The sequence below is a fragment of the Bacteroides sp. RTP31139st1_H2_RTP31139_211217 genome (genome assembly GCF_040227615.1).
GTDB classification, from domain to species: Bacteria; Bacteroidota; Bacteroidia; order Bacteroidales; family Bacteroidaceae; genus Bacteroides; species Bacteroides uniformis.
In genome coordinates, this window is record NZ_JBCNZM010000016.1 from 15,140 (window position 1) to 30,411 (window position 15,272).

Here is a 15,272-nt window from a genome sequence, read left to right on the forward strand (position 1 = left end):
ATTTTTTATGAATCAGTTCATCAAAGAAATACAAGAACAACCGGAAATGTTGGAACGTACTCTTGGCTATTATCATTCAAGAGAAGGAAAGGAGCGTTTGGATGCTGTCTGTACTCTGTGGACAACCGGTGACTATGACAAAATAGTACTTACCGGTATGGGAAGTTCTTATTTTGTATCGCAAGCTGCCGCGACCATGATGACCGCTTATAATATACCCGCTTTTGCTATCAATGCCGGGGAGCTATTGCATTTTCAGTCTTCAGTTCTGACAGAGCGCACTTTATTGGTTGCCATCTCACAGTCAGGCGAGAGCTATGAGGTGATTGAACTGCTTAAACAACTTGGTGAACGGCATCATTCACGGTTGACAGTGGTTGGGGTCACAAATGAGTCTGGAAGTTCTTTAGCGGCGATGGCTACTCTCAGTCTGCTATGTAAGGCTGGGAGGGAGGAAATGACATCTACGAAGACATTTATCACCACCTATCTGGTAGTGTATCTGCTTGCAGGAGCATTGGATGGTCGCAGGGTGGATAATGCTCTTTTAGATAGTGTCGTTCGGGAAGTCGGTCTTCAGCTTGAGAAAGGGGGGATTTATTTATCCCGTTCGGTCGCTTTTTTAAGTGGGCATCCGTTTGTTCAAGTGATAGGCAGGGGTACGGTTTTTGCAAGCGCTGCCCAAACCGCCCTGATGTTTATGGAGGCTACCAAGACTCCGGCTTCAGCTTTGTTGGGCGGTGAGTTTCGCCACGGCCCACTAGAGATGGTAGGCCCTGGCTTTATCTGTATCATTTATGCGCATTCACGGTCCGGTGTTTATCGGCAGAGCATCAGGCTTATGGCTGATGTTCTGTCTTTTAATGGTAAAGTGATCCTGGTGTCGGATATCTCCTCCGGCATTGAAAGTGTGAATTTGCTGGAAATCAATGTTCATTGCGGAGACCCTGATTTGTTTGCAATTCCGTCCATTGTTCCTGTTCAGCTGATAGTGAATGCTTGGGCGGAAGAAATGGAACTAGTGCCCGGCAGTTTTACACATGGTGCTAAAGTGACTTCAATAGAATAATGATGGGACGAAGAAAGGTAGCCATAGGAGTCGATATCGGAGGCACAAAGATCAGTGCGGGTATTGTTGGCGGAGAGGGATTGGTTTATGCTTCTCCCCGTACTATTGCAACTAATCCGAAAGAACCCGGCGAAGTAATTATTGCCAATTTGTTTTCTCTGTTGAAAAATATTCTGGCTGATGCTGCGGATTACGATATTCAGGGCATTGGTATCGGGTGTACCGGACCTCTCGATATAGATAAAGGTATACTGCTGGATGTTGAGAATCTTCCCACTTTGAACTATTTTCCGTTGAAAGACACCGTTGAACAAGCATTTCCGTTGCGGGTGATCCTTGATAATGATGCCAATGCGCTGATTTATGCAGAGGCATTATGGGGAGCGGGTCGGAATGCCGGTTCAGTCCTGGGTTTCACTTTAGGAACGGGGATAGGATGTGCTTGGATTAATGGAGGAAAAGTATGGCGTGGGCATTCCGGTTGTGCTGGAGAAGTATGGACATCACCTTATAAAGAAGGGATATTGGAAGATTATGTATCCGGCAATGCCGTCACCCGTCTTTATAAAGAATATACAAAGGAGGAGTTGCCGGCTTATCGTATAGCCGAACTGGCACGGTCCGGTGATAAAATGGCTTTGCAGGTATGGGATGCTTTTGCCCAGGCATTAGCTCATGCTTTGTCATGGACAGTGAATATTACCGATCCCGAAATTGTCATCATAGGCGGATCTGTTCTGAAATCTTCCGATTTATACTGGGACAAGGCAGAGTGGCTATTTCGTAAATTCATTTGTCGTTCAGCAGCCCGGCATACTACTTTGCTGCCTGCAGCCTTGGGAGACAATGCCGGATTTATTGGTGCGGCTGCATTAATATTAAAATAACAAGAAACTATGAGAAAACTCTTTTTTATACTGTTGATATGTAACATGTTGTTTGTCAATGCCCAATCTCTTGAACTGGAGAACTGGAAGATTATCAATTCTTCCGAGCTAAACGCCGGAGCTGCTGAGGTTTCGCAATTGTCTTATCCCACTGCCGGATGGTATCAGGCCACTGTGCCCACTACCGTGTTGAACGCTTTGGTGAAGGAAAACGTATATCCTGATCCGAGAATCGGCCTGAATAATTACCTGATTCCGGATGTGTCGGATGAATTTAATGCCCGGATGGATCTATCTAAATACAACTACCTGAAAAGTGGCCGTAATCCTTGGCAAGATCCATACTGGTATCGTACGGAAGTCGTTCTTCCCAAATCATATAAAGGCAAGAAGGTATGGCTGACCTTGAACGGCATCAACTACCGGGCAGATGTCTGGGTAAATGGTCGTCAGGTTGCTGATAAAAAAGATATTGTGGGTATGTTTCGTCGCTTTAAACTTGATATAACCGGATATGCCCGTGCCGGAGCCAACAATTGCATTGCGATAAAAATTTATCAGGTGGATCATCCGGGCGTCCCGACTCCCGGCACCCAGTTGAAAGTATTCGGTCCTGTACGCGGACATTCCTACGATATCTTTAAGGATGAGACATTGAAGATATCCGGTGGCTGGGATTGTGCTCCCGTGGTTCGCGACCGGAATATGGGTATCTACCAGAAAGTGATAGTGGAAGCCACGGACGAGGTGTTGATTGAAAATCCTTTTGTTATCACTACTTTACCAAAGTCCACTACCATGCCTATGAAGGTTGACACTGGGCTTGCAAAGGTCAATATTAAACTTGAAGTGAGGAATACTTCTGCAAAGCTTGTCGAGGGAAAGGTGAATGCTTGGATTACATTACTCAACGAAGTCAAATTTCCCACTTATACCAAGCATATGGAGGGATACCTCAAGCCAATCAAGCTGACGAAGAAAGTAGCCCTGCGTGCCGGTGAGAGAAAAGTAGTGGAACTGACCCCTGAGGACTTTCCTTCCTTGCTGATAGAAAACCCGTATTTGTGGTATCCGAATGGGTATGGCGAGCAATACTTGCATCACATGAAACTGTCTTTTAGCATCGGTGGAAAAGTGTCCGATACCAAAGAGTTTGATTTCGGAATCCGTGAGGTGGCAAGTGGACTGAACCGGGTGGGAGATGAATGTGGTCGTGTATATTATGTGAATGGCAAGCGGATATTCTGTAAGGGCGGTTGGATACAGCCGGACATCTTGTTGGAGGAATCTGAAAAACGTATCTATGATGAAGCCCGCTTGATGGCAGAGGCGAACATCAACCTGATTGGCAGTGAAGATATGCCGTCTCCTTCTGAAACCTGGTTTGAAAGTTTTGACAAATATGGCCTGATGTGGTGGCATGTTTTCTATCAATGTTTCCGTATGACTCCCGGAACTGAAACTGCTGACAATCCTCTGGATCATGGTCTGGCGGTGGCAGGAGTGGAAGATATGATGCTCCGCTATCGCAATCACCCTTCTATTATTTCATGGATAGGAGCCAATGAGGTCTTGATGAATGAAAGCTTGTACAAGCTGACCAAGGAGAAAGTGAGGAGTATCGATACTACGCGTGTTTATCTTCCGACTACCAGTTTTCATTGGGATGTAGACGCCTTGACTCCTTATCTGAAAGAAGATCTGCCAACAGGTACGACGGATGACGGTGCGCCCGACTATAATTGGGCGCCTTCTTCCTACTTCTTTGATAAAGTGCGTGAGGTCCATTTGCAGATGTTCCGCAATGAACTGGGGATGCCTTCCATGCCGACGTACAACAGCCTCCGGAAATTTATTCCTACCGCGGAGAGTACGGCTAATGTAAACAGCCCTATTTTCCCATTGGATAGCATTTGGGCTGAACATGGTGCTTGGGATGTAAGTAATTATTGCTATCGCTCTTATGACAATGCCATTCGCACAATGTTCGGTGATCCGAAGACGGCAAAAGAATATGCCGACAATGCCCAGTTTCTGAGTGCCGATGGTTATCGCGCTATGTTTGAAGCGGCTAATCACCGGATGTGGGATATTACTTCCGGTGTGATGATTTGGAAGATTAATTCTTGCTGGCCCGATGTGTGCTGGCAGATATACGACTGGTATCTGGCTCCCAATGCTTCTTATTATTTTGCAAAAAAAGCTATGGAACCGGTGCACGTACAGTTGAATGCGAATGATTTCAGGGTTTCTGTGATTAATGCCTCCCATCAGACACTGCAAGACGTGAAAGTGACGGCTAAAGTTATCAACAATGACATGGAAGTGGCTTGGGAGGACTCCCAGCGGATAACTGTTTCTCCCGATTGCTATCAGGAGATTGTTACGGTGCCCCGGTGTGGAAAATACTCTTATAATTACTTTGTGAAGCTGGAGCTGCATGATAAATACGGTAAACTTCTGTCCGAGAACCTATATTGGTTCTATTCCCAGCATATGGATTTCTTTTGGTTCACTTCTATGGAGAAACCGGAATTGAAGGAGGAGGTTGAAGTTACCAAAGAGGAAGGGGAATATGTCTTTTCTATTTGTTTGAAGAACGAATCGGATCGTTTGTCCCATTTCAATCATCTGACTTTGCTGGACGTCCGGGGTAAGGAGATTAATCCGGTATTCTGGAGTGACAATTTTATTACGCTCTTTCCGGGAGATGAAAAGGTAATAACGGCTCGTGTGGCAGTATCCGATGCCGGAGATACACCTCCTGTGTTCTTCCGGGCACGATGATGAATAGATTGAATTTATTTATAATATAGTGTTATGAAAAAAATTATAGTGATTGGCAGTTCCAATGTGGACATGGTGGTGAGAACTTCTCATCTGCCTGCTCCCGGTGAGACGATTCTGGGAGGGGAATTCTTTATGAACCAGGGTGGAAAAGGAGCAAATCAGGCTGTTGCAATAAAGAGATTGGGCGGCAATCTGATATTTATGGCAAAATTGGGGAATGATGTATTAGGTCGGCAATCTGTCGGTTATTTTAAAAAGGAAGGAATTGATACAAGATATATTGCTCTCGATGAAGATTCTGCTTCCGGAGTAGCTCTGATCAGCGTGGACGATCATGCGGAGAATAGTATTGTAGTGGCATCCGGTGCCAACATGTTGTTGAACGAACAAGATGTGGATAAAATGTTGGAGGAAATGTGTGAGGGAGATATCCTCTTGATGCAATTGGAAATTCCGCTTCAAACAGTGGAGTATGCTGCCAGAAAGGCTTTCGGGAAAGGAGTGAAGGTGGTGCTGAATCCGGCTCCTGCCCGCAGTCTTCCCAAAGAATTGTTCCGGCATCTGTACATGGTCACTCCGAACCGCATCGAGGCGGAGATGCTTACGGGCATAAAGATTGCCAATGATGCCGATGTTGAGAAAGTGGCGGAAGAGATTTGCGCGATGGGGGTAAAGAATGTAATTATCACTTTGGGTTCGAAAGGATGTCTTATAAGGGAAGAGGGCGTTTCTTATCGTATAGATGCTTTCAAAGTGGAGCCTGTTGACACTACAGCTGCCGGAGATACGTTTAATGGGGCTTTGTGCGTAGGATTGTCAGAGGGCATGGACTTGAAACAAGCTGCTGTGATGGCTTCAAAAGCTTCATCCATAGCTGTAACCAGAATGGGAGCCCAGTCTTCTATTCCTTACCGTGAAGAGTTGTAATCATTAAAAACAATATTAAATATCACGATTATGTTTATAGTTGAAAGTTACGGATTGGCGGTAGCGTTGTGCTGGGTCACGATGTTATGCTGGGGATCATGGGGAAATACTCAAAAATTGTCAGCCCAAACATGGCGCTATGAATTGTTCTATTGGGATTATGTGATTGGTATACTTCTTTTTTCTTTGGTTTGGGGCTTGACACTGGGCAGCATTGGAGAAGGGGGACGCGGATTTATGCAGGACTTGCAGCAAGTTGGTATGGAGAATTTTTGGAGCGCTTTTCTGGGTGGCGTCATATTCAATGCCTCGAATATATTGTTGTCGGCTTCCATGTCGTTGGCTGGTATGTCGGTTGCTTTCCCGATAGGGGTGGGGTTGGCGTTGGTATTAGGCGTATTTGTCAATTACTTTAGTGTACCGAAGGGGGATCCTGTCACTCTTTTTGGGGGTGTCTTCTTGATTGTGTTGGCCATTGTTTTTAATGGGATTGCTTCCAGTAAAGTTTCTGAAGTATCAGGTCAGACTGTCCGAAAAAGAGGAGTTCTGATTGCTGTCTGCGCTGGTATTCTGATGGCGTTTTTCTATCGTTTTGTCGCCGCTGCTATGGATTTGGAAAATCTGGAATCGCCTGCTGTTGGTATGATGACTCCGTATTCTGCCTTGTTTGTGTTTGCAATAGGTATCTTTATCAGTAACTTTCTATTCAACTCTTTGTTAATGAGGAAACCTTTTACGGGGGTGCCTGTGGCTTACAGTCAATACTTCAAAGGAAATATGAATACTCATTTGGTTGGTATTTTGGGGGGTGCCATTTGGGCGTTGGGAACAGCGTGCAGTTATATTGCTGCCGGAACAGCCGGTGCTGCCATTTCCTATGGGTTGGGACAAGGGGCTACGATGGTTGCCGCATTATGGGGGGTGTTTATTTGGAAGGAATTCAAAGGGGCTTCTAAATCTACTAATCTATTGATTGCCTTGATGTTTATTCTCTTTATTTTAGGTTTGGCGTTAATTATTACGTCCGGTGGGTGGCAATTGATCTTTTATTAATTAAAAAAATGTGTATATTATGAAGAGGATTTTTCTGCCAATCCTATTGGGGGTACTGATGATATCAGCCGTACTGCCGTCGGCAGTAGTTTTTGCTGGCAATGATGTTCCTGGCCGACAGAGAAAACAGAAGGTGAAGGAATCTGTTTTGAGGGTGAAGCCCATTACTGGTACTTGGATAAATCTGGCATATAAGGATGTACGTAATAGATATACCAATCCGCAGAGTTTTGATAATACGGATCCGGAATTATGGAAAGCTAAAGTGCGGGAACTGTCAGCTATGGGCATTGAATATCTGGTATTCATGGAAGTTGCCAATGAGGGTAAGGCTTATTATCCCTCTCAATTAATGCTCTGGTGGTATGATAAAGATAAACAGAGTCCTGTGGAAGCCATTCTTGATGAGGCTGCCCGATATGACATGAAGGTTTTTATGAGTACTGGATGGGCAAAAGACCAGGATGATAATTTGCAGGATCCTGCTATCAAACAACGCCAATTGCAAATTATGGAGGAACTGGCCGTCTTTTATAAAAATCATAAAGCCTTTTATGGCTGGTATTTGCCGGTAGAGGATTGTCTTTGCCCCATTTTTGCAGAACATGCTGTACAATCGGTTAATGCATTGACCAAAAAGGCAAAAGCATTGACTCCGGATAAGAAGACACTGATTTCTCCTTATGGTATCGGACTGTCTGATTTTGATAATCCGGAGTATGAGAAACAATTGGCAAAGCTGAAAGTCGACATCATAGCCTATCAGGACGAAGTGGGCTGTGTACGCGATAAATTCATGTTGCCTCGCTTAAAGAAGACTTGGAAACGGTTGAGAGACATCCACAACCGTCTGAATATTGAGATGTGGGCCAATTGTGAGACTTTCACTTGGGAACAGGGAACCAACGACCGTTCTTCGGCCTTGATTCCTGCCGCTTATCCGCGTCTTTTATCTCAACAAGTGGCTGCTTCTGTGGCAGGGGTTGACAGGATTATCTCATTTATGGTTTGTGGAATCATAGAAAGCCCCACGTCAACTTATCAGTTGGGGCAACCGGTGTGGTCACATAAAGTATACAATGACTATATGGCCTGGAAAAGGCGGATTGGCTGCTGGCAATTGGCCGAAGCTGCCTTTATGGAGAGATTGGCTAACGGGGCTACCATTGACATGGTGTTGGGAAAAGCGGATTTGAAGGCATTGCTTGATGGCAGGGTTGCCGAGGAAGACAGTAAAGATGCCCGTTGGGTGAAATTCGAGAAAGGTTATCATGAGCTTGTGGTAGATTTGCAGAAAAAGACCAGACTACGGAAAGTCATGCTTCGTATGCTGGACTATAATTTAGATGGAATAGGTATGCCGCTGAAAGTTTATCTGTTCACTTCGTTGGATGGAAAAGAATATAGATTAGCTTCTATCAAGGATACTCCCCATTTCCCGAACAATCGGCATGATGCATGGATTGAAAACTTGTTATTTGATCAATTGGATGAAAGCATCCGTTATATGAAGGTGGCTTTCGAAGCTTCGCAACAAGTGTATATGGATGAGTTGTTTGTTAATCCGGTGATAAAATAAAGACCAGTTGAGATGAGAGTGAGTTTGTGTTTATTAACGGTGTGGCTGTTTCTTGCTTGTGTAGGCCGCGGGGAAATTGCACCAATTCCTTCTTGGTCAAAATCGATGGCAAAGGAGAAATATATCCTAACCCCCAAAGCACCTGAGGTTCCACAGATTAATAGTCTATGGTGCAGCCTTGGAAATACAGAAAAAGTCTCTGTTCGTGATTTGTGGCATCAAAAGGATTTAGGGGAGTATAAAGGGGGATTTTGGACACAAGTCCCTTATCATGGAGTTACTTTTGTAAAAAAAATCACTCTTGTAGAGTGAACTGAAACTTTAAAATAAATAGTATGGAATTTGCTTTGGATAGATGGATTACCAAGCATAATGCTTGGATTGATGTTTTTGGACCAAACTACATGAGGTGGATATTTCGTGATGTGAAAATGACTATTTTGTTTTTGGGGCAGTTTCTCTTTGGTAAAGTGTTGCAGGTGTTTAAGGCAGGTGTGTTATTGGGAGCAGTGTCTTGCATACTATTTGTGCCAGGGCTAAAGGCAGAAAATTCTAGGCCATTTGTGATACCGGCATTACAGGAGTGGAAAGGCGGGGATGGCTATTGGCGCTCATCGTGTCGGTTGGTGTTGGACCCCCGCTATGCAGCAGAACTCAATCCGGTGGCAAACACATTTGCCGAAGATTTAGCAGTGATGTTTGGCAGGAAATATAAGGTGGCGGAAGGCGTTTCTGCCTGCTCGGGAGATATTTTTTTGACTTTGGCTGGAAAAGAAACAGAAGAGAATCGGGAGAAGTATTATTTGGATGTGTCTGATCGGATGGTGTTGACGGGTGCAACGACGCAGGCAGTGTTTTGGGGAACTCGGACCATTCTTCAAATGATGGAACAGTATGATGGGGCGGTGCCGCAGGGAGTGGCTGTAGATTGGCCCAATTATCCTAAGCGTGGATTTATGTTGGATGTAGGACGTAAATTTGTCCCCATTGGCTTTTTGAGGGATTATGTGAAGATAATGTCCTATTATAAAATGAATTGTTTCCAGATTCATTTGAATGACAACGGCTTTAAAAAGTTCTATGGCAATGACTGGTCGCAAACACCCGCGGCTTTCCGATTAGAAAGTACCGTGTTTCCGGGATTGGCCACGGAGGGGGCTCATTATTCAAAAAAAGAATTTGTTGAACTTCAGATGTTAGCCGAGCAGTATGGAGTGACTGTCTTGCCGGAAATAGATGTGCCTGCGCATTCATTGGCCTTTACGCGCTATAAGCCGGAAATTGCTAGTAAGGAGTACGGAGAGGATCACCTGGATTTGTTTAATCCGGAGACTTATTTGTTCTTGGACAGCTTGTTTGCAGAGTATTTAGGTGGAGAAAATCCGGTGTTTAGGGGTAAAGAAGTGCATATTGGTACAGATGAATACGATAATTCGGATCCTAATGTTGTTGAAAAGTTTCGCTTTTTTACTGATTATTACATTAAATATGTGGAGGGTTTTGGGAAGAAAGCGGTGGCATGGGGTGCATTGACGCATGCCAGAGGAGATCTTCCTGTGAAGTCTGACGAGGTACTATTGGACATTTGGTACAATGGTTATGCCGATCCCTTTGAAATGGCCGAATTGGGATTTGGATTGGTGAATGTGGCATGTAGCCAATTGTACATAATACCATTGACGGCACTCTATTACCACGATTACCTGAATATAGAGTGGATTTTTAATAACTGGGAACCCTATATGTTTGATGATAGAATATTTAGTCGGAATGATAGGCGTGTGAAAGGGGGAATGTTTGCCGTATGGAATGATTACATTGGAAATGGGATTACTTTCAAGGACATTCATCATCGTGCGTATCCTGCTATGCAGACATTAAGCTTGAAAATGTGGACCGGTGCTGTGGATGATTTGTCTTTCGCACGGTTTGATTCTTGCCGTCGTGCTTTGTCGGAAGCTCCGGGAGTGAATATTGGAGCAAAGGTAAAAACGATGGATGGGAAAGTGCTTCAAGTCTCGAAGTTGAAAAGGAATCAAAAGCTTTTGATAGAAGAAATAGGGTATGATTATGAAGTGGCTTTTGATTTCACTGCAAAATCCGCAGATAAGGGCAGTGTGCTTTTTAAATCTTCCAATGCCATTTTGTATCAGAGTAGCCCAAAGTCTGGAAAATTGGCATTCTGGTCAGATGGTTATTTAAATGAGTTTGATTATATGTTTCCTATCGGTCAACGGGTACAAATTGTGATTAAAGGTGACCATACCTCTACAAGTTTATACATTGATGGAAAACTACATCAGACTTTGGATAAAAAGATACTTTATAAAATTGGCGAGGAGGTGGTGTACTACCAGTCCACTCTTGTTTTTCCATTAGCTTTTACTGGAAATTTTAGTGGGCAATTGTTAAATTTGAAAGTACTGCAAAAGTAATTCGAGTTCATGTTACAAGGATCCATTTTAGGTTATTCTTTGCCTTTAATTTGTTGTAAGAATTCATTGGTGGACACTAATGCTTTTTCATCTTTGAAGCATGTGGAAGTTGAAAAAGGATAGTGATAATTCCCTGATTTATATTCAATGGTTGTAATATATCCTGACGGAGATTATGGTGAAAATATTTTGCTGGGTCATACCAAAAGGCCTGGTTGGATATAATGATTAGTGCTAAAGTGCAATTATTAAGCCTGCTTTAAATTTCACTTTTAGCCATTAGCTTGTTACAACAGATATGTAATAAGATGTAAAGTGAAACTTAAAGTAGGGCTCATTGATTATTCTACATGTTGCTTTGAAGTACTTATGCAGAAAACAACTTCTATTATATTCATTCTTCTATGCTTCTTGTCAAGTTGTAGCTTCGAATCTAAAACAGAATTTCCAGCCTTTGATAAGGAGATTAGAGTAGATGGTGAGCAATCTGATACAGAATTGCTGATTAATATGGGATGGATTGACTGTGTTGATACATTCTTGGTAATGACGCATGTCGCCCAAAATGATTTTTGCCATGTATATTCCATTCCTTCGGGTATGAAAAAAATCCATACTTGGGGTTCATTGGGAAATGGTCCTGGCGAGTTCCTACAGCCAATAATTACATACGCTCACGAAAACACCTTCGGTTTGAATGATGTCAATATACAAATGTTGGCAGTGATGTCTCTAAAAGGCAACGGAAATGCTATTGAAATTGAAGAGCTGTCCAGAAAAAAAACTCCTTATAAGCGTGTGCAAGGTGAGCTCAATCCTGCAGATTATAATTTCGTACGACTGGATGAACAGCATTTTGTCTCCCTATTGTGCGGAAAGGACGGTAGTTTCTTTTCCTTACTGGATGCCAATCTGCAGCCTTTACAGAGGTTCGGCGAATCTCCGGTGGGGAACAAAATTTCTGTCCAGTCTTCACGGATGAATTTGAAAGGTTATCTGTCGGTGCATGACGGGCATATGGTGTTTGCGCCTAGCAAACTGCCGTATCTTGCTAAATACCACCTGGAAAATGGAACCATGGTAAAAGACTGGAACTTTTATTTTGATCGGTCTTTTTATGAATGTAAAGACTATAACCTCTTGTTTAGTAAGGCAAGAAGCTTTGGGCAGGTGTTGGATTTGGCAATGGATGACCAATATATCTATATTTTGTACTTAGATCAACTTTTAAGCGAGTATGACTATAATGACCCGCAAAAATCCATGGCGAACAAGGTGCTGGTTTTCAATTACTCGGGAGTACCCATAGCCAAGTTGATATTGGATAAACGAATCTATCAGATGGCTTTGTGTACAAAATTGCATAAGATTATCGGGCTGGGGAATCTGCCAGAACCTGCATTTGTTTCGTTTGATGTCGTTTTTTAGATATATAGTCTAGTATTTCCCTTATACACTAGAAATAGGATAGCGTATAATTATATGTTTTAATTTGTATATAACTGATATCCATTAAATTACTGAAGTGTTGATTTGATATCCTTTTTAGGCATTCTACCTTTGAAGCATGTGGAAGCCGAAAAAGGATAGCGACTAATTATAGCTCAGTAGATTTTTAGTGGGGAATTATTAGCTTACTTGCCAAACACGTACTTCGCAACCTTAGTATTAGCCTTGTTCTCATTTACGAAATCACGTTCAATATAGATGTCCGTTACTTTCATTGCATCGTCAATATGGTTAAGTGCTGCATGGACTATATATTTATCAATGCCAGCTTTATTAAGTGCAATGGTAGCCCAACTATGCCTTGCTGCGTAGTATTCCAAATCGTCAATTTCTAATATTGTACAAATTTCTTTTAAGCCGTAGTTGATAGCCTTATTGAAATCCTTCTCGTCAGCATAGTATTGATAGAAATTGAAGAGACGTTTACCAGTCTTATCCTTGTACTTCTCAACAAGAGGCAGGATTAATCTGGGTATGTCAACCTTCATTTGAGCCTTATCCAATCTACGGTCTTTCGTCTTGGTACGATTATAGACGATTGTATAACCTTCCATTTCAGTGGCATTGTAAAGGTCTGCTGAATTGATTCCCATAAGACAGAATGATAGAATGAAACAATCCTTTGCCAAATTATAATGGCAGGTAGATTTGTAGCCTTTCTTCATATCTTTATAGGGTAGCTTCCATAGCTTCTTTATAATATCTGCGGATATGGCTCTCTTTCTTGTTGCTTCCTGCTTGGGTATTTCAAGTTCCATGAAGGGTGAGTTGGGGATTAGGATTAAATTCTTCTCCTTCTTATTGTATTTCTTCTTGGCTTCATTGAATAACTTCTTAATGCTTATCAAATATAGAGAGAGTGAACGATTGGAAGGTACCCGTTTACCCTGCTGCATTAATCTTTTAGTCCGTATCTCACGTTCTTTATTCAAGAATGCTTTAAAGCTTTCTAAGAAGTCAAGGGTAATCAAATTAATATCCAATTCCTCTTTACCTATGAAACGGACTAAGGCATTAATGGCAGTGGTGTAGTTAGGTGCACCTTTGATAGTGGTTGAGGCTATCCACTCACGACTGAACTTTATAAAGTCAATGGTTTGTTGCTTCTCTTGTTCTCCATTTAGGTAGTTCATTACATCGTCTAACGTGTAGTTGTTTAACTCAATTTGGAGTTTGGCACACTTGTCATAGTAGCTGTGGATTAAAGCGTCTATATCTTGTTTTATGGGTGCTGAGGCTTTAATCTTGTAGTTCTTTGTTAAATCATTAGGGGTTGCGAATAGGCTTGTTGATATACGTTTCATTCTTCTGTTAAGAGTAAATCTAAGCCTTACGGTGAAACAGTCATTTGTCTTTCTTTGTACTTTAACTACTTCTGGGTTGATTGTCAGCATATTACACATTGTTTAATTGGTGAAACAATAGTGAAACAACTGCTCTTTATTAAGGCTAATATAACCAAGCAACAGACCCTTAATCGGAGGTCTCCATGAACTAAAAAAGGCTCTATCTCGTTAGAGATGAGCCTTTTAGTTTGTGGACCAGCCTGGGCTTGAACCAGGGACCTCCAGATTATGAGGCTCTAAATTTCATCCTATTAAATTGCAATATGTCAACGTATTAATAATCTCATTGGAAGTTTATCAGTCAACAATTAGTCAACAGCTAAACCTACGGTACAAAGTTAAATATTAGTTTCCTATATTCCAAAGAATTGGGTTGTTAGTATGTAACATTCGTAGTGCTTATATAAAAAAGAAAACAGCATAAGAGTTTCCTCAAATGCTGCCTACTTTTAGTATGAATAAGTTCTTTATTCCACTCTCTGATAAGAGTACTTCTGACCTGTGGGTGTAACTCCGTCTGCTTCCAATTCCTGCACTGATAAGGTCATTGAATTAAGTAACAGAATATCACTGATAATCCATTCATCTTCATCACTAAACATTTCATAGAGTTTGTTACCGTCTATCTTGTACTTGCCCACTTCATTATATAAAGGATTCTCGGTACTTGTATATTCAAATGTGCCATCATTCTTATAAGTAACATGGGTAGCAACAGCATTACCACTTGTCATCTTCCATTTGCCTATAATGAGAGAAGCATAATCATCCTGTCCTTTGATTGTACCATTATCAGTATCTACTTCAAATGTTACATTCTTCTTAGTTCCATCATAATGTATAATATTGACATTAAACTTCCAAACTGGCGTAGATTTATCTTCTACACTGACTTCAATCTTGGCATCAGCAGGTTCATCGTTAAGCTGTGGTACTTGGATATGCCATAAATCCTCTCCCAATTTAAAACTTCTTTTACCCACGAAGAAGCCTTTATTATCTCTATGACTATAGATTGCTTCTTCATAAGATAAAAGTTCAGAAGTATAGAGAACTCCTACATTGGAATATCCAAAACCTTTCTCTGCTATATAGATAGTATCTCCAGACAACGAATAACAGCATTTACCATTTATGATAGAGTTTTCGTACCATGCACCTATGCCAAATCCACTATCTTTGAGTTGCACTTCTTTTGTTTGCGAACTTTGCTTAAACAGTAAGGCGTGGTAGCTATAATCTTTCCCAAAGCTGTAACTTAATGATGCTACAAAATCTTGATTGAATGGCATTGCTTGCAATAGAGTTATCTGTTGAATTGTAACATCTTCATATTCTCCATAGCCTTTGTAAATTCTACGATTTCTATTAAATGGTGACTCGTCAGTCCAATTTATAATCGGAGATTTATCCTCTATATTGAATGATGCAAGCCATAGCTTATTATCCCTTAATCCAGAGAAATTAGCTTGTCCTATATTTATAGCAGTGTTATCTCCATGCTTAAACAGACTTAGTAATTCAATATTCTGATAGTCTGCAATTCCATATTCCAAGCACATTTGTTCTACATTGTTTAAAGGTGGACTTACCTCTAATTCATCATCCCCACAAGAGCTAATTCCCATGCCTAATGCAACCAATAATGAGGTCGCTAATAATCTAAATGTTTTCATT

11 protein-coding genes are annotated in these 15,272 nt (G+C 41.8%); 9 read left to right on the forward strand and 2 right to left on the reverse strand.

Annotated elements, in window-relative coordinates; genetic code table 11:
- Nucleotides 1-7: 7 nt before the first annotated feature.
- The 9 genes from ABUA47_RS04145 to ABUA47_RS04185 all read left to right on the forward strand — a co-directional run bounded on the left by ABUA47_RS04145 (nucleotide 8) and on the right by ABUA47_RS04185 (nucleotide 12,168).
- Nucleotides 8-1,069 carry an SIS domain-containing protein gene (locus tag ABUA47_RS04145; RefSeq protein ID WP_035447300.1) on the forward strand — a complete coding sequence of 354 codons (1,062 nt, stop codon included), beginning with the start codon at nucleotides 8-10 and terminating at the stop codon, nucleotides 1,067-1,069.
- Nucleotides 1,069-1,956, forward strand: a complete 888-nt coding sequence (locus ABUA47_RS04150) for an ROK family protein (RefSeq protein WP_229034790.1) — start codon at nucleotides 1,069-1,071, stop codon at nucleotides 1,954-1,956. Before ABUA47_RS04145 ends, ABUA47_RS04150 begins: the two co-directional genes overlap by 1 nt.
- Before the next feature lie 9 nt (nucleotides 1,957-1,965).
- Nucleotides 1,966-4,743 (forward strand): glycoside hydrolase family 2 protein, encoded by a 2,778-nt coding sequence (locus ABUA47_RS04155; protein ID WP_035447296.1) that lies wholly within the window; start codon nucleotides 1,966-1,968, stop codon nucleotides 4,741-4,743.
- A 33-nt stretch (nucleotides 4,744-4,776) separates the two neighbouring features.
- Nucleotides 4,777-5,673 carry a ribokinase gene (gene rbsK / locus ABUA47_RS04160; RefSeq protein WP_035447294.1) on the forward strand — a complete coding sequence of 299 codons (897 nt, stop codon included), beginning with the start codon at nucleotides 4,777-4,779 and terminating at the stop codon, nucleotides 5,671-5,673.
- A gap of 30 nt (nucleotides 5,674-5,703) precedes the next feature.
- Nucleotides 5,704-6,726, forward strand: coding sequence for a GRP family sugar transporter (locus ABUA47_RS04165; RefSeq protein WP_035447292.1), 1,023 nt, complete (start codon nucleotides 5,704-5,706; stop codon nucleotides 6,724-6,726).
- Between the two features lie 19 nt (nucleotides 6,727-6,745).
- A complete protein-coding gene (locus ABUA47_RS04170; RefSeq protein ID WP_035447290.1) occupies nucleotides 6,746-8,305 on the forward strand; it encodes a DUF4434 domain-containing protein in 1,560 nt (519 codons plus the stop codon).
- Between the two features lie 12 nt (nucleotides 8,306-8,317).
- Nucleotides 8,318-8,617: a hypothetical protein gene (locus ABUA47_RS04175; RefSeq protein WP_147327314.1), complete on the forward strand. Its 300-nt coding sequence runs from the start codon at nucleotides 8,318-8,320 to the stop codon at nucleotides 8,615-8,617.
- Between the two features lie 23 nt (nucleotides 8,618-8,640).
- On the forward strand, nucleotides 8,641-10,740 hold the full coding sequence (locus ABUA47_RS04180; protein ID WP_229034792.1) for a family 20 glycosylhydrolase: 2,100 nt from the start codon (nucleotides 8,641-8,643) through the stop codon (nucleotides 10,738-10,740).
- A 315-nt stretch (nucleotides 10,741-11,055) separates the two neighbouring features.
- Nucleotides 11,056-12,168 carry a BF3164 family lipoprotein gene (locus ABUA47_RS04185; RefSeq protein ID WP_230583255.1) on the forward strand — a complete coding sequence of 371 codons (1,113 nt, stop codon included), beginning with the start codon at nucleotides 11,056-11,058 and terminating at the stop codon, nucleotides 12,166-12,168.
- A gap of 206 nt (nucleotides 12,169-12,374) precedes the next feature.
- Here the strand turns inward: ABUA47_RS04185 and ABUA47_RS04190 are convergent, their stop codons facing one another.
- The gene (locus ABUA47_RS04190) at nucleotides 12,375-13,643 is read right to left on the reverse strand and encodes a phage integrase SAM-like domain-containing protein (RefSeq protein WP_035447284.1); all 1,269 of its coding nucleotides are present in this window, start codon (nucleotides 13,641-13,643) and stop codon (nucleotides 12,375-12,377) included.
- A 419-nt stretch (nucleotides 13,644-14,062) separates the two neighbouring features.
- Nucleotides 14,063-15,271: a hypothetical protein gene (locus ABUA47_RS04195; protein ID WP_035447282.1), complete on the reverse strand. Its 1,209-nt coding sequence runs from the start codon at nucleotides 15,269-15,271 to the stop codon at nucleotides 14,063-14,065.
- Nucleotide 15,272 lies beyond the last annotated feature (1 nt).